Genomic DNA, 18,934 nt, shown 5'->3' with positions numbered 1-18,934 from the left:
CGCCGCCAACCCTATCTTGTAAGGCCTCCCGCGACTTCGTGCTGCGGGAGGCCTTCTTGCTTGTACACAAAGTTGAAAAGGGTAAGCTGCTTCTGAGGAAATTATCTTGACTGATTTATAGAATATGCGCATAAATCCTCATGTAGTATTTGTTACTATATGAGGATTTATGCTTATAGTATCTTTTGTTGACTATTATTATAGAAGAATGAGGATGCTGTTTTGTATACCCTGAAGCTCCTCTTGCAGCAGTAGACTTATTTTTGTGTCTATCTTCCCAACTAATTACTTTCTACATGGCATTTGTGTATCCTTGGTTTTTAGTGGGGATGCTTTCATTAGCAATACCAGTTGCGATTCATCTATTTGAGTTGCGGCGAGTTCAGCGTATTGCTTTCACAAATGTCAGCTTTATAAGAGAAGTAAAGCTTATATCTGCTCGGCAACGTAAAGTGAGGCATTTGCTAGTCCTGCTTACTCGCCTTGGCTTCTTATTCTTTCTAGTATTATTATTCTGTCAACCATTCCTGCCAGCGGCCAACAGACAAACCAAGGATAACAACTCTATTGCTGTTTTAGTGGATACTTCACCTAGTATGCAAGGTCATACAGAGCGTGATATATCGTTATTAGATAGAGCTGTAGACCTTAGCAGTGATCTGTCCTTAGTTGTGCCTCGTGGTACCCAATTTTATTTACCTTCTCTTCAATCTCAACTCTTAGATGCAGTAGCTTTTAGGAAGCAGTTAGAGAGCCTCTCCATTTCGGGGCATAATACAGGATTAACATCTGCTATAAGTAAATCCCGAAGCAATGTATTACCAGCTAAGCAACTTTTCCTATTCTCTGATTTTCAAAAGTCAGCTTTCCCAGCTAATTTTCTTTCTACTATAGATTCAACTAAAGAGGCGTTTTTGGTGCCAATCCACCGTTCAGCTTCTGCTAATGTTTATGTAGATAGTGTTGTATTAGATGATCCTTTCATTCGTACAGGCGTTGATATTCCACTGAAAATACGGTTACGAAATGGAGGCAATGCAACAGCGAACAATGCCCAGGTAAAAGTCTTTGTTGGGCAACAATTGGTTAGTACGTATCAAGCGGATTTGCCGGCGGGTGGGATATCCACGAGTTTGGTGAGAGTTCGGCTGGCTTTAAATAGCATTCATTTATGCCGGATTGAAGTAGAAGATGAGCCTATTACATTCGACAATACATATTACTTCACTTTACAGCCTTCAGCCAAGATTCATATTACTGATATTGTGGCGGGTACCTCTCCAACCCAACAAGTGTATGGAAATGAGCCTTTATTTGATTATTCTCTAAATACTCCTGATAGAGTTAATTACTCTGGCATTGCTGAGAGTAATTTAGTAGTGGTGCAGGAGTTAAAGCAGGTTTCAAGTGGACTTATAGAGGCCTTAAAACGCCACGTTTCGCAAGGGGGAAGTGTATTGGTTGTACCCTCAGCAGAAAGTAATACAAGAGAGGCTTATAGCCGATTATTACGTGAGTTAGGTGTAGGAGCGGTGCAATGGAATCCTGTGCCTGTTGGGGTGCCCGTATTACGGGAGGTGGCGCCGCCTAACCAGCACAACCCATTTTTCCGGGAAGTATTTGCAAAGCAAAACAAGGTAGGGAGTATGCCCAAGGCGGCACCGGTGTTGCGCTGGGCTCGCTCGGGCCAGGATATATTGAAAATGCGGGATGGAGATGGGTATCTGGGGGAGTTTCCGAGCGGGCCAGGCAAAGTATATCTGCTGGCAGCACCCTTACGTGGTGGCTTTTCTGATTTTAGCAGCCATGCTTTGTTTGTGCCTGTAATGTATCGGTTGGCGATGGAAAGTTACCGAACTGGTCAGCTTCCAGCTTATCAGCTCACGCAGGGGAGCGTGGCACTCTCTGTGCCAGTAAACTCTACTAAAAACCTGGCAGATAAAGCCGTATTTAAACTGCAGCAAGACAGTAATATTTTCATTCCAGTCCAACGGATACAAGCTGGTAAGATAGTTTTAACTGTTCCTACAGGGTTAACTACTCCAGGTTTTTATGTGCTTACTCAGAAGGAGAAACCTATTACCACTCTAGCATTTAATCAGGCTAAGCGCGAGTCGGAACTGGCGAGCTATTCTGTGGAGGAATTGCGCCAGCTTATTGGTGCAACGCATCCTAACGTGCATTTATACGAGGTAAGGGAAGGGGACTCGGTAGCAGCTCAGTATAAAGCGGAACGTATAGGCAAGCCCTTGTGGCAGTATTGCCTGGTAGCGGCGTTGGCTTGCCTTTTAGCCGAAGTTGTGTTACTGCGCTTCCGGCGCAAAGTAAAAGTGGCTACTGCTGTTGCAGTCCCAGTGGCATAAGGACTGGTTTTGCGGAAAAGCCTCTATCTTTCCGCTTTTAGTTTTTGCCCGTGTCAACTACGCATTCTTTTTCCCAGCGCATTCTACGTACGGCCCTGCTTTTTGGCATTGGGGTGGGGGTGCTTTCCTTGCTTTGGCTGGTGTTCCTCTATCTGGGTGGGGATAACCCATACGGCCCTAAACGCCTGATGTCGACGGTGCTGCTTCCTTTTGCCGCCGTTTTATGTCAATGGTATATCCGGCGCTATTTTATGCCTACAGGTCCTGGTTTAGGGCGCTCTGTGCTCACCGGTCTTCTCACAGTCATATTTGCTTCTGTTATTTCCGCTGGTGGGCTTTATGGTTTCGCCCGCGCTGCTGACCCGGAGCTGATTGAAAAGAATGGCAATGAATTGCGCGCCATATTACAAGCAGGAAAAGGTACTTACCTGAAGCAGCGAGATGGTGCCAAGCGCTTTCAGCTGGAAGAAGCTGCCTTGCGGCATACCCCGCAAGCGGATGAGCTGGCAATGGATGAGTTTTATAAAAAATTGATTCTAGGAGTATTGTTTGTATTGCCGGGAGCTATTTTCTTCCGGAAATAAGTGCGCATTCCTGTCTTTCTCCCTTCACCCCCAATCATCTTATGGAAAACACTGCTACTTCTGTTACACCTTCCTCAGTTGGTATCCGCTATGGCGTATTAACGGGCTTGGTGTCCATTATTTACTCCTTTATTCTGCTGGCTACCCAACAGGAAGGAAATACCACCTTAAGCCTGTTGGCCTTTCTAATCTGGATTGGCGGTATTTGGATGGCCCATAAATACTTTAAAGCTCACAACGAAGGCTTTATGTCCTATGGACAGGGTATAACCATTGGGGTTTTGCTTTCACTCGTGTCCGGCATATTGGGTGCTACTTTCCGCTATATCTACATGGAGTTTATTGACCCGGCTGCCATGCAACGTGGTATGGAAATGGCCCGCACCAAGCTGGAAGAGAAAGGAAATCTGAGCGATGAGCAAATTGATCAGGCTGTTGCTATGTCCCAGAAGTTCAGCGCTGGTCCAGTTGGCTTGGTCATAGCTATTGTAAGTGCCGTTGTAATTGGCTTGATCCTTTCGTTGATTATTTCGGCCATCACCAAAAATACCCGTCCCGAGTTTGAGTAAGCGTTTGCCGCAACATTTTCCCGTTGAGCTGTCTATCGTAATTCCGCTGCTTAACGAAGCCGAGTCATTGCCGGAACTCACGCGGTGGATCCACCGCGTGCTTTCTTTGCATGGGCTTACCTATGAGGTTCTACTGATTGATGATGGCTCTACGGATGCATCCTGGGAGGTAATCGAGGATCTGTCGCAGGAGGATATTCATTTGCGCGGTATTCGCTTTAACCGCAACTACGGGAAGTCGGCGGCGCTGAATGTGGGCTTTAAAGCGGCTGTAGGCCGGGTAGTTTGCACAATGGACGCCGACCTGCAGGACTCGCCGGAAGAGCTGCCGGACCTCTACCAGATGATTACCCATGATGGGTATGACCTGGTGAGCGGCTGGAAGAAAAAGCGCTTCGACCCGATTAGCAAAACCATTCCTACGAAGCTCTTCAACGGCGTTACCCGCTGGATTTCGGGCATTCAACTGCACGACTTCAACTGCGGGCTCAAGGCCTACAATTACCGGGTCGTGAAGTCTATTGAAGTATACGGGGAGATGCACCGCTACATTCCCGTTATTGCCAAATGGGCTGGTTTCCGGCGGATTGGCGAGAAGGTAGTGCAGCACCAGGAGCGCAAGTATGGTACCACCAAATTTGGCCTGGAGCGGTTCGTTTACGGCTTTCTGGATTTACTGAGCATCACGTTTGTGAGTCGGTTCCGGAAACGACCCATGCATTTCTTCGGCACGGTGGGCATGCTCTCTTTTCTGACGGGTATACTCATTACGTTATGGCTGATAGGGGAGAAGGTGTACCTGGCGGCCCAAAATCTAAAAGCCCGGGACGTAACCGACCAGCCTTTGTTCTTCCTGGCTTTAGCAGCAGTTATTGTGGGTGTACAGGTGTTTGTGGGTGGTTTTCTGGCCGAAATGGTGCAATTGAACGGCCCGCGCAAGAACCAGTATCTGGTGCGGGATAAGCTTAATCTGGAATAGCTCATAGAGGCCAGCATCCGTCATTTCGCTAAGCATATTGCTTATGAAAGTTGTTATCATTGGTCCGGCATATCCATTGCGGGGTGGTTTGGCCACCTACAATGAGCGGCTGGCACGGGCTTTCCGGGAAGCCGGCGACGAAGTGCGACTGGTGACGTTTTCATTGCAGTATCCCGACTTTCTGTTTCCGGGGCAAACTCAGTTTAGCACCGAGCCTGGCCCGGCCGATCTGGATATAGAAGTCAGTATTAACTCTGTAAACCCCCTTTCCTGGCTGAAGGTGGGGGAGAAGCTGCGCCGGGAAAAGCCGGATCTGGTGATTTTTCGGTTCTGGCTGCCCTTTATGGGGCCCGCGCTGGGGTTCATAGCCCGCCGCATCCGCCGCAACCGCCACACGCGTATTGTGGCCATCACTGACAATGTAATTCCGCACGAAAAACGGCCCGGCGACCGGCCACTCACGCGGTATTTTCTTTCGGCCTGCCATGGTTTTGTAACCATGTCACGAGCGGTGCTGGCCGATTTGCGTCTGCTGCATTTTAAACAGCCGGCCCGCTACCAACCGCATCCGCTCTATGACAACTTTGGTCCCCTGAAATCAAAAACTGATGCACTGCGTGCATTGGGGCTGGATGACCAGTTTGGCTATCTGCTGTTTTTTGGTTTTATCCGAGCCTACAAAGGGCTGGATATATTGCTGGAGGCTTTTGCTGATGAGCGACTAGCGCGCTTACCCGTGAAGCTGATAGTGGCCGGCGAATTCTATGAAGACGCCGCCCCTTATGAGGTACTCATTCAGAAATACCACCTGGAAAGCCGCCTCGTGCGCGCCACCGACTTCATCCCGAACGAGAAAGTAGTCTACTATTTCTGTGCAGCCGATATGGTGGTACAACCCTATAAAAACGCTACGCAAAGCGGTGTTTCTCAGATAGCCTACCACTTTGAGCGGCCCATGTTAGTAACCGACGTAGGCGGACTGGCCGAACTGATTCCGAATGGGGAAGTAGGCTATGTAGTAAAACCTACGCCCAAGGCCATTGCCGATGCTTTGGTAGATTTCTACGAGCATCAGCGCGAGGCAGAGTTTACCACCGGCGTATGGGAGCGGAAAAAGCAGTTTTCCTGGAGCGAAATGGTGCAGGCCCTGAAAGACGTAGCGCAGCCCAAGTAGTACGAAGTAAAAACTGGCCGTTATAGGCTTTTCTGCACGGCAGCAAACACCTTATCCGCCGGTAAATCTTCCATGCAGCTGGTGCCCAGCTTACACGTTCCCCGGTAGAAACAAACGCACTGGCGGTCAGGCTGCACTAGCTGGCCACGACCGTAGAGGTCGAATTCGCAGGGGTTGAAGATGTTGTTCATGAGCACTGTCGGCTTCTGCAGGGCTATGCTGATGTGCATAGCCATAGTCACCTGCGTTACTATGAGGTCCATCTGGTGCATCAGGTTGATGAACTGCTCCAGTGGGAATGTGCCCAGGTAAGTAGCGCCGGTAGTAGCCCGTAAGCGCTGGTTACGCTCATCCTCAGCGGTGCCGCCCAGCAGTATGGGTGCGTATCCGGCCTGCTGTAACTGGGTGATTAACTCAATCCATTTTTCATCTGACCACAGGCGCGTGGTCCACCGGTCGCCGCAGCCGGTATTCAGGCCGATGCGCGGCTTGCCCGTCGGCAGCGCCGACCAATCGTAGCCTTTGTCCTGGTGGTTGTCGAATACATATTCCTCGCCCCGAAACTCATAGCCACACAGCTCAAAGATTTCCTGCACATAAGGCTTTTCATTCTGTTGGCTAAGCTCATCAAACACGCCCGTGAGGAACTTGTGGTTGGCCAGTGTATTGCTGGGCCAGGCCACGCCATTAGGGTGCAGTGTATAGCCAAACTTCTGCGTAGCCCGGATAGAATCGTGCAGGGCGCAGGCTTCTTTGTCTTTATCGAGGTTAAACAGAATATCAAACTCCCGCGCCTGTAGATGTAGGACGGAGGACAACTCTAGCTTCAGAACCTCGTCAATTTCGCCCTGCGGCAGAATAGCCGGCGTGAGCGTGAGCCAAGTGATTTTAGCCGCCGGATACTCCTGCCGGAGCCGCCGCAGTAAAGGCGTCGTCCGAATAACATCACCAATAGCTCCCAGCTTAATAATCAGGATGCGCTGTAGTACCGGCACATATACAGGACAATCAGCGCATTGATAGCCATGCTCTTTATTCGGGCGGCAGGGAATATCACCGCGAAAATGGCGGCAGTCTGGATGAACGGAGATGCCGTTAAGCTCAGGCATTGGGAGAATATTTGGGAGCCAGATGGTAGCCCCACTTAGTCAAAGGGAGGAAAGCAAGCTTTTACGAAGAGCTAGATGCCCACGTAATTCATCGGCGTAATAGCGCGCAACTCCGCTTTCACGGCATCACTCACGTTTAGCGTGCCGATAAACTCGCTGATGGTTTGCTGCGTGATGGGGCCGTGGGTGCGCGTGAGGGCCTTGAGGGCGTTGTAAGGGTCTGGGTAGTTTTCGCGGCGCAGAATGGTCTGGATAGCCTCGGCTACTACCGGCCAGTTGGCTTCCAGGTCTCGGCGGAGGGTTTCCTCATCCAGCGCCAGCTTATCGAGGCCGCGTTGCAGAGCCGTGAGAGCAATGAGCGTATGACCCAGCGGCACGCCCAGGTTACGGAGTACGGTAGAGTCGGTCAGGTCGCGCTGCAGGCGGCTGATGGGCAGTTTGGCCGCCAGGTGCTCCAGCACGGCGTTGGCCAAGCCAAGGTTGCCTTCGGCGTTTTCAAAATCGATGGGGTTTACCTTATGCGGCATGGCCGAAGAGCCTACCTCCCCCGCTTTGATAGTCTGGCGGAAATACCCCATCGAAATATACTGCCACACGTCGCGGGCCAGATCAATGAGGATGGTATTCAGGCGCTTCAACCCGTCGCAGAGAGCTGCCAGGTGGTCGTAGTGCTCAATCTGGGTGGTAGGGAAGGAGCGGTGCAGGCCCAGCCGGTCGTTCACGAAGTGCTGACCGAACTCGTGCCAGTCGATGCTGGGGTAGGCTACGTGGTGAGCATTGAAGTTGCCGGTAGCACCGCCGAATTTTGCCGCAAAGGGTATTTGCGCTAGTAGGTCTACCTGGGCATCGAGGCGGGCCACAAACACCTGAATTTCTTTGCCCAGGCGAGTAGGCGAGGCAGGCTGCCCATGGGTGCGGGCCAGCATGGGTATGGCCGCCCAGGTAGTGGCGCGGTCGGAGAGATGGTTGCGCACGTTGGCGTAAGCAGGTAGCAGCACTTTTACTACAGCATGCTGCAGGCTCAGCGGAATAGCCGTGTTATTAATGTCCTGGGAAGTGAGGCCAAAGTGAATAAACTCCACGAATTGCTCTAGCCCCAAAGCCATGAATTTATCCCGCAGAAAGTATTCCACGGCCTTCACGTCGTGGTTGGTGACTCGCTCATGAGCTTTTACTGCCTCCGCATCTTCTGCCGAAAAATCGAGGTAGATCTGGCGCAGGGCCCCAATAACTTCCTCTGATACTGTCTCCAACTGGGGCAGCGGTAGCTGGCGCAGGGCAATAAAATACTCCACTTCCACCAGCACCCGGTAGCGAATCAGGGCCAGCTCGGAAAAGAAGGCGGCCAGCGGCGCCGTTTGGCGACGGTAGCGCCCATCCAGCGGCGAAACGGCAGTAAGCGCAGAGAAAGAAGTGGTATCGGTTGAGGCAGACATGCGTATAGAGGAGTTGGACCGGTGGACCAAAGGTAAGGAATGCCCGCTCTGCCCGACAGGGCACGCGGCGGTTTTCACTACCTTTGTCCTCCGAGCGGCACTGGGTTCGGCATGAATCTAGCTATGCCCGGCCGCAACTTCTCTCCTCTGTTTGCGCGTGACTTCAACTACGAAAAAAAGAATAGGCATTGCTCTGGGTAGCCTGGTGGTGCTGTTGGCCTTGGCCTTGGCTATATTTCTGCTAAAGCGTCAGGAACTGTTGCAGTATGCGCTACGCCAGGTAAAAGCAAAGGTAGAAGCCAAATATCCCGTTACGCTAGCCTTAGGTCCGGCCCGTTTTGTGGATCTGAATACCGTGCGTATTGATGGGGTAAGTCTGGTGCCCACTGCCCGGCCCGATACGCTGCTGCAGGCCCGGCACATTAATGCTTCTATTAGTCTGAAGTCCCTGTTTGCGCGGCGCCCCGTGTTCAGCGGTCTGCAGATTGACAGCGCCCGTTTCACAGCCCGCAAAACCGCTACTACCGACAATTATTCTTTTCTATTCAAGAAACAGAAAACCGCCGTTAAGCGGGATACCACGCAGGGCGCCAACTATGGCCTGATGGTTAACCAATTGCTGGAAACAGTTTTCGACAATATTCCCGGGGAGGCCGACTTCCGCAGCTTCCTGGTTACTTACCGCAGCCCGGATCATTCCGCTACCATCACGATGCCGCGCTTCTCTATTGAAGATGGCGACATTCAGGGCCAGCTCACGGCCGATATCGACTCCGTGGTAAATCGGTTTGGCCTGCAGGGGCACGTAGAGCCCGGTGATTATTCGCTCACGGCCAATGTATATGGGCTGGATGGGCGCCCCGTGGTGATGCCTTATGTGCAGCGCCGCTATGGTGCCCGGGTACAGTTTGATACCGTACGGGTTAGCCTGACCGGAAAAGACCTGAACAATGATGAGCTGACTATCAAAGGCACGGCCTGGGCCCGCAACTTTGTGGTGCACCACCCCAAACTAGCCGACCACGATGTGCGCTTCCCCCGCGCGGGGATAGACTATGTAGCTACCTTGGGCCAGGCCTACGCTGCGCTGGAAAAAGGCACGAAAGTGACCTTGAACCAGATGGAAGTATTTCCGCAAATCAGCGTGCGCAAACTGCCGCGCAACAAGCGGGTGATAGGAGAAAGTAATGGGGTAAAGTCGCGGGATGAGATGCTGGCCGGCTTGCAGGTGAAAGCCCTGGTTGAATCTGGCGAAACGCCTGCCAACGACTTTTTCAATGCCTTGCCCGAAGGTATGTTCAGTACCCTGGAAGGTATGCAGGGCAAAGGAACGCTAACCTACCGCCTGAGCGCTGATCTGGATATGAATAAGCTGGATAGCCTCAAGTTTAATTCCTCGCTGAAAGGCAGGGATTTCCGCATTACGCGCTTTGGCCGCGAGGACCTGAGCAAGCTGAATACCCCCTTCTGGTACACGGCCTATAACGATAAGGGCGACTCCATTAAAACCTTCCAGGTAGGTCCGCCTAACCCCAAGTTCGTACCTTTCAACCAGGTGTCGCCGTACCTGAAATATGCCATTCTAACGGCAGAGGACCCCCGCTTCTTTACCCACAAAGGCTTTATGGAAAAAGCTTTTGTGAAGTCCATCATCCAAAATATTAAGGAGAAACGCTTTGCGAGGGGTGGTAGCACGCTTTCTATGCAGCTGGTGAAGAACGTATTTCTGACCCGGCAGAAGACTGTGACGCGCAAAGTAGAAGAAGCACTTATTGTCTGGTTGATTGAAAATACGCACATCGCCACCAAAGAGCGGATGATGGAGGTATACCTGAACATTATTGAATGGGGGCCGAAAATCTATGGGGTGAAAGAGGCCGCGCAATTTTACTTTGACAAGCAGCCCGCTAATCTGAGCTTGTCAGAAAGCCTGTATCTGGCCAGTATAATTCCGCGCCCTAAATTCTATCGGAACGGCTTTAACCAGTATGGGGAGATGATGAGCAGCGCGCGCTATTTCCACCGCCTCATTGCGCAGCTTATGACCCGGAAGGGCTACATCTCGCAGGGAGACTACGAAGGACTGGGGTATCATATTAACTTTAATGGGCCAGCGCGCAAGTACATTGTGCGGGCCGTACGGGACACTGTGCGCACTGTCTCGCCCGCCGACTCCGCGCAGTTTGAGCCGCTTAACCTGATTGATTTGCTGGGCGGCGGTCAGGATGAAGGCGTTAATACCAACGTGCCGGAAGGAACCGAGCCACCCGCGCCCCCCAAGCAATAGCCTTACCTGCATTCTAAAACTAAACGCCCCATTGCCAGCTGGCAGTGAGGCGTTTATATGAACTGGGTGCTTATTAGAGACTGGAGTCTTCTACTGAATCATCGGCGGAGGGAAGATGTAGTTCCTCTTTTGGCTTAGGCAGCAACAAAGACAAGACTACCGATAAGACCAGAATCAGGCCCACCACCCCGAGAGAAATACTCATGGGCAGCTCATAGAACTCTGAAAGTAGCAGCTTCACACCAATAAAGATCAGGATAAGCGACAGGCCATAGTGCAGGTAGTGAAACAGCCGCATCAGCCCTTCCAAGGCAAAATAAAGTGCCCGCAGACCCAGCAGTGCAAAGACGTTGGAGGTAAAAACAATAAATGTGTCGCGCGAAACAGCCAGGATAGCGGGGATGGAATCTGCCGCAAAAACCACGTCAGTGGTTTCTACCATGACCAGCACCACAAACAAGGGCGTAGCAAACAGCAGCTTTTCTTTCCGAACAAAAAAGTTGCCACCCTCCAGCTTACTGGTAATGGGAAGGTGGCGGCTCAGGAACTTCACTATCGGGTTAGCATCGGGGTCAATTTCCGGCTCGCCGGCAGAGGTGGCCATCTTCACGCCGGTATACACCAGAAAGGCGCCCAGCACATATAGGAGGAAGTGAAACTTGGCCAGGAGTGCGGCGCCAGCCAGAATAAATATAGCCCGCAGCACCAGCGCGCCAATAATACCCCAGAACAGGATTTTGTGCTGGTACTCCTGCGGTACTCGGAAATAGCTGAAAATGAGTAGAAAAACAAAAAGGTTATCTACGCTGAGCGACTTCTCAATGAGGTAGCCGGTCAGGAACTCCATAGCTGCCTGCTTGCCCATGGTACGCAGCACCAGGTAGTTGAATAGCAGCGAAAGCAAAATCCAGAAGGCACTCCAGCCCAGGGCCTCGCGCATTCTTACCACGTGTGCTTTGCGGTTGAATACGAGTAGGTCGAGCAGGAGCATTGCCAGCACAAAAGCGACAAAGGCAACCCAAAACAGGGGAGTATTTTCCATGCAACGACATCAGGAACCACACAAAAGACAACCCCTCGCATAAGGGGGTAAAGCCCCTACCGTGTTTCGGGCGAGGAAGTTGCGGCCGTAGCCGAAACCGGAAGGGCAGGGGGAGTGGGAAAACGGTCAAAGCGGCGGAACCAGCTGCTGACCTTCATCTGAATAACTCCCAGTAAGGCTTCTTTAAAGATACCTTTACTCATTTTAGAAGCGCCCCGGGTGCGGTCGGTGAAGATAATAGGCACCTCCCGAATGCGGAAACCATATTTGAAGGCCAGCCATTTCATCTCAATCTGGAAGGCATAGCCGATAAACCGGATACGGTCCAGAGGAATAACCCGGAGCACCTGTGCCGTGTAGCATTTAAAGCCTGCTGTGGCATCCATAATGGGCATGCCCGTGATGAAGCGCACATAGGCGGAGGCAAACCAGGACATCAGCACCCGGTTCATAGGCCAGTTGACCACGTTCACGCCGTGAATGTAGCGGCTGCCGATGGCCATATCCTGGTTTTCCAGAGTGCAGGCTTCGTACAGCCGAATCAGGTCTTCGGGGTTGTGTGAGAAGTCGGCATCCATCTCAAACAAGTAGGAATAGCCACGGCTCAGGCCCCACCTAAAGCCATGCAGATAAGCTGTGCCCAGGCCCTGCTTGCCGGCGCGCTCTTCCAGAAACAGGCGGCCGGGAAACTCGGTCTGCAGGTCGCGCACAATCTGAGCGGTGCCATCGGGAGAGCCGTCATCGATGATCAGAACATCGAATGGCTTGGGCAACGAAAACACTTTGCGAATGATGAGCTCAGCGTTTTCCCGCTCGTTGTAGGTCGGTATGATAACGAGCGAATCGTTCATATTGGTCAAATATAGCAGGTCAGCGCTTCTTGCCCGCCGAAATCTTTTCGGCGGTCTGCCGGGCATAGCGGATACAGTCCGGAACGGAAACGCCCGCCTGCCAATTAGACACCACATCTACCCCAAATGTTGCTAATCTGGCTGCCGCTTCGCGAGCCGGGAGAATGCGCGCATCAAACTGAGGAATGGCGTGTTCCCACACAAAGCGCCGCTGCCACTGCGGCTGCCCAGCCCGGATGCCATACAGCCGGCATAACTCCTGGTGCACATGGAGCAACATGGCGGCCTCTGGGTCAAGGGCCGCTTCCTGGGAAAGGGCACCACCCACAAAGGTGGTAAAGAGCACTTCATCGGCAGGGCAGCGGTCTGGAAACAGGGAACTGCTCCAAATACTACCGGCGGAATAGGCACCTTCTACTTTAGGATGCAGGGCCCCAAAACCGGCCAGCAGATGCTGCACATCGGCGCGGCGATAAGCCGTATGCACCGCACACATGGTAGGGTAATATACCGGGCGGATAGCCTCTGCCTCCCTGGGGAACAGGTTGGCCAATACCTGGGCTGTTGCTGCCGTAGGCAGAGCTATAACTACTCGGTCATAGGCGCGGTCGGAGAAGGCGCCGCTGGGCGTGTGCACGTGGAAGCGGCCATCGGCAGCGCGCGTGAGCTGGGTCACGGGCTGGTGCAGGAACAGATGACCAGCCAACTGTGCCGCCAGCGCATTGGGGAGAGTATGCAGGCCACCCCGTAGTGAGATGGTGCGGCGGCGCTGGCCGGTACCTGCCTTGGCTAAACCCCGCAGTACGGAGCCGTGCTGCTGCTCCAGCTCGGCCAGTTTAGGAAAGGTGGCCTGTAGTAGAAGCTGGTCCGGGTCGCCGGCATAAATGCCGGATACGAATGGATTAACGGCGTAATCAACAATTTCCTGGTTGAAGCGTCGGCGAAAAAATGCGGCAATGGTTTCCGTAGGGTTTACCGGCCTTGCCGGCCGGAACAGTTCCCGCAGGATAGCCAGCTTAGCCTGAAGGCTGAAAAACCCGGACAGAAGCAGGCCCTGCGGTGAGCCGGGAAGCTTGCGGTAGCGGCCTCCGCGCAGTACATAGCGGTTAGCGCTGGTAGCAGTGGGTTCCTGTATTTGGGAAATTAGGTTGAGGTCCTGCAGCAGTTGCTCCAGCTCAGTTGAGAGCAGAAGGGAGTTAGGGCCCAGCTCTACCAGATACGGACCTTCACGACGGGTGCGCATGGTACCGCCGGGGTCATCATTGGCCTCAAACAAATCAAAAGAAACACCCGCCCGGTGCAGATAGTAGGCGGTGGTGAGGCCGGTGATGCCGCCACCCAGAATGGCAATGCGCATAAACAAAGAGACAGACGCAGAAGGAGGCCGCAAATTACATTCATACCCCGCAGGAATCAGTAGTTTTGGCCCGATGAATGAGCTGAAAACTTCTCCTACTATCCTTAACAAAGCCGTGTTCCTGGACCGCGACGGAGTCCTGAATGAAGAAATAGGCCACTACGTGTGGCACCCAGAGGAATTTGTGGTGTTGGAAGGCGTGCCCGAGGCCTTGGCGCGGCTAAAAGCGGCGGGCTATTATTTGGTAGTCGTCACCAACCAGGCAGGTATTGCCAAAGGCCTGTACACGGCCGACGATGTACATGCCTGTCATCAAAAGCTGCAGGAAGCGTGCGGTAACCTGATAGACGCGTTTTACTTTGCCTCGGCGCACCCGTCGGTATCGGAGTCGTTGATGCGCAAGCCGGATTCTCTGATGCTGGAAAAGGCTATGGCCCGGTTTAAACTGGACCCGGATCAGTGCTGGATGGTGGGGGATAGACTGCGCGATATGGAAGCCGGTGCCCGCGTAGGGGTGCTGGGTATTATGATAGGCAGTACCGAGCAGGTAGAATACACTCGTTCTGCCCCCAACTTATTAGCGGCTACTGACCTCATTTTGGCATTATAGGATTTAGTCCTATAAAAATAGATCCTGATACAAAAGAGAAGCCGCCTTCCTGGTTACGGAAAGGCGGCTTCTCTTTTGAAGGGTTTTAAGCAACTATTGCTGCTCAGAGGGAGGAAGCTGGCTGGTAGCGGCCACGGGCGAGGCTACCTGCGTGGCAGGCTTAACTTCTGAATAAGCGGGGCATTTGGTCTTGCATGACGCCAACCCTACTAAACCTACAACTGTCAATAGCAAAACTTTATTCATGCCTGAGTGCAAAAAAAAGGTGTGCGGATAAATGAATGATATGTGTGAAAAGCGCGTCCTAATGCAAAGAAACGCAAGATTTTGAAGCTTAGTATGTAGCCGATTACGTATCTAAAAAAGTCAATAAAAAAGCCGGTTTCCTGAATACACAGGAAACCGGCCAAAAATTCCAGCTTCAGAAAAAAAACTACTGGTGACTGATTGGGGTAGCGTTGCTGGCCATAATGGGAGAAGAAACCCGATTGGCAGATTTCGTGCTGCTATACGTAGGGCACTTGCTCTTATTGCAGCTACCCAGAGTAAGTGTGGCTACCGAAGCCAGCAGAAGTAATTTTTTCATAACGAAAGGCAGAAGAAGAAAAGAGGAGAAAACGAAGATATCAAAAGTACGGCTTCGCGGCGGCCGTACCAAAAGCCGCCGCAGAATTCCCTACGAAGTATAGCCCAGAATGCGCATCATCGACTCGCCGCTTTGCTCCTCGGCAAACACGTAATCGGTGAGCGTGCCGTCCTCGGCGCGGTCCAGAATCACCATTTTAGGCGCCGGAATCAGGCAGTGCTTTACGCCGCCGTAGCCGGAAAGGCTTTCCTGGTAAGCCCCCGTGTGGAAGAAGCCCACATACAGTGGCTTTTGGTCCACAGGCTTGCGCTCCGGCAGGAATACCTGGTAAATGTGCTTTTCCGCGTTGTAGTAATCCTGCGAGTCGCAGGTGAGGCCGCCCAGCTGAATCTTCTTGTATTTCTTTTCCCAGCCATTCACGGCCAGCATAATAAAGCGCTGGTTCAGCGCCCAGGTGTCGGGCAGGTTGGTGATAAACGAGCCGTCAATCATGTACCACAGCTCCTTGTCGTTCTGCAGCTTCTCATCCAGAATGGAGTAAATAACCGCACCCGATTCACCCACGGTGAAAATGCCAAACTCCGTGAAGATATCCGGCTCCGGCACACCTTCTTCCTGACAGATGCGCTGCACCGTACGCAGCACTTCCTCAATCATATAAGGATAGTCGTACTCCGGCTGCACCGATGTTTGAATGGGCAGGCCGCCGCCAATATCGATGGTCGTGAGCGTGGGGCACACTTTGCGCAGCTCCGTGTACTTGTGCACAAAGCGGCTCAGCTCGGACCAGTAATAGGAGGTATCCTTGATGCCGGTGTTAATGAAGTAGTGCAGCATGGTGAGCTCAAAGCGCGGGTCGTCTTTGATCTTCTGCTCATACAGCGGAATGGCATCGGCGTACCGAATACCCAGGCGCGAGGTGTAGAACTGGAAGCGCGGCTCCTCATCAGAAGCCAGGCGCATACCCACGTTGCACTTTTCGCGCACGTTGTCGTGGTAGTAGTCAGCCTCATTGGGCGAGTCCAGAATGGGCATACAGTTCACAAAACCATCATTGATGAGGTCGGTGATTTCCCGCTTGTATTCTTCTGTTTTGAAGCCGTTGCAGATAATATAAGTATCCTTCGAAACCTTGCCCTTCTTGTGCATGGCCCGAATGATGCTGATATCAAACCAGGAAGAGGTTTCGATGTGCACATCGTTCTTCAGCGCTTCTTCTACCACAAAGCTGAAGTGCGAGGCCTTGGTGCAGTAAGCATAGGAATAGCGGCCGGTATAGCCGGTTTTCTCAATGCCTTGCGCAAACCACTGCTTGGCGCGCTGAATCTGGCTGCTGATTTTAGGCAGATACGTGAGACGCAACGGCGTGCCGTGCTTCTCAATCAGGGCCATCAGATCAATATCGTGGAAGCGCAGCTCGTTGCTTTCCACATGAAAATCGGGGGTGGGCCAGTCAAATGTCTGGCTGATGAGGTCGTGATAGGTATCCATTCAGGGAATTAGGTTTTTCTGGGTTCGTAGCGGTTTTTCGTGGTTGGACGGCTGGAAAAGCGTGCATTATTCCCAAAATCAGCCTAAAAAGTTGGCTGAAATGAAAATTGACCCACGAAAAACCAAAACCAACAACGAAAACCCCGAACTTAGTGCTCGCAAAGATACCCCGCCCGCGGGGTTTTGGTTGTGCTTTGTTCGTTGGTTGCGCCGGAAGGTCCGGGCGCGTCAAGCCTGAGTGGCCCGCAGCTGCTCAATCGGCAAGCATTAAAACCACCCTAACCTCTTTCCTGCCCATGTAATATGCGACGCATAAAGCTTCTGGAAGTACGCTCCGAACTCGGAGCTGGTACCCGTGGCGCTAGCCTGGGGGTAGATGCCCTCAAAGTGGCCTGCCTCAACAAAGGGTCCGATTACTTTCGTCGGTTCAACTCCGTGGCCATCCCGGATCTGAACCACGTGCTCTTCGACAAAAATCATTTTCCGAAGGCCAAGCACATTGATTCCATTTATACCGTGCAAAAAGGCATTGCCAACACGGTAGAGCAAACCCTGCGCTTCGGGGAGTTTCCGCTGGTACTGGCCGGCGACCATAGCAACGCCTCGGCCACCATTGCGGGTATTAAAGCGGCGTATCCGCACAAAACCCTGGGCGTGGTTTGGATTGATGCCCATGCCGACATTCACTCGCCCTACACCACGCCCTCCGGCAACATGCACGGCATGCCGCTGGCCATCAGCCTGGGCGATGATAACATGGAGTGCCAGCGCAATGTCATTGAGCCGGAAACCGAGTTTTTCTGGAAGCGTCTCAAAGACCTAGGCGAGCCCGGCCCCAAAATTACCCCCGACCACTTAGTATATGTGGTGGTGCGCGACACGGAGCACGAGGAAAATGCCATTATTGAGCGCCTGGGCATCAAAAACTACAAGCTGGACGAAGTAAAGGCCAAAGGCACCCGCCGCATTGCCCGCGAAATTTATGAGCGGCTGCGCTTCTGCGACATGGTCTACATCAGCTTCGATGTTGATTCCCTGGACTCCCGTTTCAGCAAAGGCACCGGCACGCCGGTAGAGGAGGGCCTGAACGTGGAAGAAGCCATTAGCCTGTGCCGCGCCCTGCTGGAAAACGACCGGGTCATCTGCTTCGAGATGGTGGAAATCAACCCCACGCTGGACAGTGAGAATACCATGGCCACCAATGCCTTCGATATTCTGGAAGCAGCTACGGATGCTATTCAGAACCGACTGCGCATGGAGGAAGTGACGAGCAGGTAACTATATTGGATAAAGCTTCCGGCTCCAGTCAACAGTTCCCTCCTAAATAAGGACTGGTTGGCTGGAGCCGGAAGCTGATTTTAAATGTTGATCCGCGAATAATTAACGGACTGTATAATGCACAATGTTAGAGGAGTCTCTGCTGAGTGCTGGCCAAGTACCGCCTATGTAATGCTTGCCCGTATATGAGTTTACTTCAAATGCATTGATGCCTGTCCATAGATAGGGTGAGGATATTGCCGATAGATTATCTCCATAGGCAACTACATCTATGCCAGGAGGATACGTTGTAGCCATTTTCTCTCTTAATTCTTTTACCGCTAGCGTATCAATAAAAGCATATTCCCCCGAATTAGTAGTTCCTGAAATCGTTACAAGGTTACTATTGAGCCTAGACTCTAATGCTTCACCTCGAATCCAATACCAGTCCATTCGATATTGGTGTGGATTGCCGAAATTATGCTGTATAAAAAAGATTCGATGTTGACGAGGTAAGCCAGGACTCGACGGCTTGGTCATTCGTCCGCTAATAAACAGGGTATCGTTACGTTCTACTATGGCAAGATTAGTTACACTGGCGCTAGCCATTCGAGCAAGGGTAACCTTAGGAAGAACGGTATGGGCCGCGTCCACAGGCTGGTCGTACAACAGAAATTCAGCGTAGTCTTTTTTTGCAAAGTAAAATAGCTGCTTGCCTTTGTATGCTGACTGCGTATAGCTACCAGCAGCATTACTTACAGTAGGATTGTCTTTTGTAAGATCAGTGTATACCCGGATATCAACCCCACTATTATCGGTTTCCGGGCGGCCATATTCGTCTAGTAATTGCACGGTTCCTTTCACGGGGAATTTTACGAATTTATCGTTCTCCTCCTTGTTACAGGCAGCCAAAGAAATGCTGCCTGTAACAAGGAGGAGAAGCCGTAGGTCCAATAGGGGAGCGAGAAATTTCATATCAGTTAAATAAAGTTCAAATCTATTGATTCTAAACATAGCATAATTCCATACGCACAAGCTGGTTTAGTAAGGGAGCCAACAGTAGATAGCTACTCTTTGGGGGCTGAGGGCGCTACAAGATTTCCGTTATCAGGGTTATCAGGAAAAGAGGAGGGCTGTATTTTTTGAGTTGCTTCTGGTAGAGCTTTCTACCTTTGTAGCATTGGTCAGTAGAAGGCGCTCTTCTCAAAAGGCAAGTATCCAAACTCTGTTATGGTGCGC

At 51.9% G+C, this 18,934-nt stretch carries 16 protein-coding genes; 8 read left to right on the top strand and 8 right to left on the bottom strand.

Going from position 1 to position 18,934, the window contains the following annotated elements; translation table 11 throughout:
* Nucleotides 1-296 precede the first annotated feature (296 nt).
* Genes Q4G72_RS17680 through Q4G72_RS17660 form a run of 5 tightly spaced genes read left to right on the top strand, consistent with a single transcriptional unit; the run spans nt 297 to nt 5,669 of the window.
* The gene (locus Q4G72_RS17680; protein WP_303312762.1) at nt 297-2,363 is read left to right on the top strand and encodes a BatA domain-containing protein; all 2,067 of its coding nucleotides are present in this window, start codon (nt 297-299) and stop codon (nt 2,361-2,363) included.
* A gap of 50 nt (nt 2,364-2,413) precedes the next feature.
* A complete protein-coding gene (locus Q4G72_RS17675; RefSeq protein ID WP_368409017.1) occupies nt 2,414-2,947 on the top strand; it encodes a DUF4199 domain-containing protein in 534 nt (177 codons plus the stop codon).
* Nucleotides 2,948-2,988: 41 nt separating this feature from the next.
* Nucleotides 2,989-3,516, top strand: a complete 528-nt coding sequence (locus Q4G72_RS17670; protein ID WP_303312760.1) for a DUF4199 domain-containing protein — start codon at nt 2,989-2,991, stop codon at nt 3,514-3,516.
* 4 nt (nt 3,517-3,520) lie between these two features.
* On the top strand, nt 3,521-4,495 hold the full coding sequence (locus Q4G72_RS17665; RefSeq protein ID WP_303312759.1) for a glycosyltransferase family 2 protein: 975 nt from the start codon (nt 3,521-3,523) through the stop codon (nt 4,493-4,495).
* A gap of 43 nt (nt 4,496-4,538) precedes the next feature.
* Nucleotides 4,539-5,669, top strand: a complete 1,131-nt coding sequence (locus Q4G72_RS17660; RefSeq protein ID WP_303312758.1) for a glycosyltransferase — start codon at nt 4,539-4,541, stop codon at nt 5,667-5,669.
* 20 nt (nt 5,670-5,689) lie between these two features.
* Here Q4G72_RS17660 and Q4G72_RS17655 read toward each other — a convergent pair whose 3' ends face one another.
* Both Q4G72_RS17655 and purB read right to left on the bottom strand, forming a co-directional pair.
* Complete coding sequence (locus tag Q4G72_RS17655; RefSeq protein WP_303312757.1) at nt 5,690-6,778, bottom strand: glycosyltransferase family 9 protein; 1,089 nt, start codon at nt 6,776-6,778, stop codon at nt 5,690-5,692.
* A 71-nt stretch (nt 6,779-6,849) separates the two neighbouring features.
* Nucleotides 6,850-8,214: an adenylosuccinate lyase gene (gene purB, locus Q4G72_RS17650; protein WP_303312756.1), complete on the bottom strand. Its 1,365-nt coding sequence runs from the start codon at nt 8,212-8,214 to the stop codon at nt 6,850-6,852.
* Between the two features lie 157 nt (nt 8,215-8,371).
* On the opposite strand from purB, the gene Q4G72_RS17645 reads away from it, so the two are divergent.
* Nucleotides 8,372-10,501 (top strand): transglycosylase domain-containing protein, encoded by a 2,130-nt coding sequence (locus Q4G72_RS17645; RefSeq protein ID WP_303312755.1) that lies wholly within the window; start codon nt 8,372-8,374, stop codon nt 10,499-10,501.
* Nucleotides 10,502-10,574: 73 nt separating this feature from the next.
* Here Q4G72_RS17645 and Q4G72_RS17640 read toward each other — a convergent pair whose 3' ends face one another.
* Genes Q4G72_RS17640 through hemG form a run of 3 tightly spaced genes read right to left on the bottom strand, consistent with a single transcriptional unit; the run spans nt 10,575 to nt 13,751 of the window.
* Nucleotides 10,575-11,543, bottom strand: coding sequence for a TerC family protein (locus tag Q4G72_RS17640; RefSeq protein WP_303312754.1), 969 nt, complete (start codon nt 11,541-11,543; stop codon nt 10,575-10,577).
* A 56-nt stretch (nt 11,544-11,599) separates the two neighbouring features.
* A complete protein-coding gene (locus Q4G72_RS17635; RefSeq protein WP_303312753.1) occupies nt 11,600-12,394 on the bottom strand; it encodes a polyprenol monophosphomannose synthase in 795 nt (264 codons plus the stop codon).
* A gap of 19 nt (nt 12,395-12,413) precedes the next feature.
* Nucleotides 12,414-13,751 (bottom strand): protoporphyrinogen oxidase, encoded by a 1,338-nt coding sequence (hemG, locus tag Q4G72_RS17630; protein WP_303312752.1) that lies wholly within the window; start codon nt 13,749-13,751, stop codon nt 12,414-12,416.
* A 73-nt stretch (nt 13,752-13,824) separates the two neighbouring features.
* Here hemG and Q4G72_RS17625 point away from each other — a divergent pair, with 73 nt between their 5' ends.
* Entirely contained in the window at nt 13,825-14,361 is a 537-nt protein-coding gene (locus tag Q4G72_RS17625) for a D-glycero-alpha-D-manno-heptose-1,7-bisphosphate 7-phosphatase (protein ID WP_303312751.1), read from the top strand.
* Nucleotides 14,362-14,794: 433 nt separating this feature from the next.
* Here the strand turns inward: Q4G72_RS17625 and Q4G72_RS17620 are convergent, their stop codons facing one another.
* Complete coding sequence (locus Q4G72_RS17620; RefSeq protein ID WP_303312750.1) at nt 14,795-14,947, bottom strand: hypothetical protein; 153 nt, start codon at nt 14,945-14,947, stop codon at nt 14,795-14,797.
* A 90-nt stretch (nt 14,948-15,037) separates the two neighbouring features.
* A complete protein-coding gene (locus tag Q4G72_RS17615; RefSeq protein ID WP_303312749.1) occupies nt 15,038-16,438 on the bottom strand; it encodes a type III PLP-dependent enzyme domain-containing protein in 1,401 nt (466 codons plus the stop codon).
* Between the two features lie 303 nt (nt 16,439-16,741).
* Between Q4G72_RS17615 and Q4G72_RS17610 the strand changes: the two genes are divergently transcribed.
* Nucleotides 16,742-17,716, top strand: coding sequence for an arginase (locus tag Q4G72_RS17610; RefSeq protein WP_303312748.1), 975 nt, complete (start codon nt 16,742-16,744; stop codon nt 17,714-17,716).
* 102 nt (nt 17,717-17,818) lie between these two features.
* Here the strand turns inward: Q4G72_RS17610 and Q4G72_RS17605 are convergent, their stop codons facing one another.
* Nucleotides 17,819-18,670 (bottom strand): hypothetical protein, encoded by an 852-nt coding sequence (locus Q4G72_RS17605; RefSeq protein ID WP_303312747.1) that lies wholly within the window; start codon nt 18,668-18,670, stop codon nt 17,819-17,821.
* Between the last annotated feature and the right edge of the window lie 264 nt (nt 18,671-18,934).

It is taken from the genome of Hymenobacter sp. BT730 (assembly GCF_030542105.1).
In the GTDB taxonomy this organism is placed as follows: Bacteria; Bacteroidota; Bacteroidia; order Cytophagales; family Hymenobacteraceae; genus Hymenobacter.
The sequence above is the reverse complement of the archived record's forward strand: the minus strand, read 5'-3'. Positions and strand labels throughout refer to the sequence as shown.

What these genes read in the sequence shown, in the direction of transcription:
- Q4G72_RS17615 (WP_303312749.1), bottom strand. Translation starts at nt 16,438, where the DNA reads ATGGATACCTATCACGACCTCATCAGCCAGACATTTGACTGGCCCACC.
- Q4G72_RS17680 (WP_303312762.1), top strand. Translation starts at nt 297, where the DNA reads ATGGCATTTGTGTATCCTTGGTTTTTAGTGGGGATGCTTTCATTAGCA.
- Q4G72_RS17660 (WP_303312758.1), top strand. Translation starts at nt 4,539, where the DNA reads ATGAAAGTTGTTATCATTGGTCCGGCATATCCATTGCGGGGTGGTTTG.
- purB (WP_303312756.1), bottom strand. Translation starts at nt 8,214, where the DNA reads ATGTCTGCCTCAACCGATACCACTTCTTTCTCTGCGCTTACTGCCGTT.
- Q4G72_RS17620 (WP_303312750.1), bottom strand. Translation starts at nt 14,947, where the DNA reads ATGAAAAAATTACTTCTGCTGGCTTCGGTAGCCACACTTACTCTGGGT.
- Q4G72_RS17610 (WP_303312748.1), top strand. Translation starts at nt 16,742, where the DNA reads ATGCGACGCATAAAGCTTCTGGAAGTACGCTCCGAACTCGGAGCTGGT.
- hemG (WP_303312752.1), bottom strand. Translation starts at nt 13,751, where the DNA reads ATGCGCATTGCCATTCTGGGTGGCGGCATCACCGGCCTCACCACCGCC.
- Q4G72_RS17635 (WP_303312753.1), bottom strand. Translation starts at nt 12,394, where the DNA reads ATGAACGATTCGCTCGTTATCATACCGACCTACAACGAGCGGGAAAAC.
- Q4G72_RS17640 (WP_303312754.1), bottom strand. Translation starts at nt 11,543, where the DNA reads ATGGAAAATACTCCCCTGTTTTGGGTTGCCTTTGTCGCTTTTGTGCTG.
- Q4G72_RS17625 (WP_303312751.1), top strand. Translation starts at nt 13,825, where the DNA reads ATGAATGAGCTGAAAACTTCTCCTACTATCCTTAACAAAGCCGTGTTC.
- Q4G72_RS17655 (WP_303312757.1), bottom strand. Translation starts at nt 6,778, where the DNA reads ATGCCTGAGCTTAACGGCATCTCCGTTCATCCAGACTGCCGCCATTTT.
- Q4G72_RS17605 (WP_303312747.1), bottom strand. Translation starts at nt 18,670, where the DNA reads ATGAAATTTCTCGCTCCCCTATTGGACCTACGGCTTCTCCTCCTTGTT.
- Q4G72_RS17670 (WP_303312760.1), top strand. Translation starts at nt 2,989, where the DNA reads ATGGAAAACACTGCTACTTCTGTTACACCTTCCTCAGTTGGTATCCGC.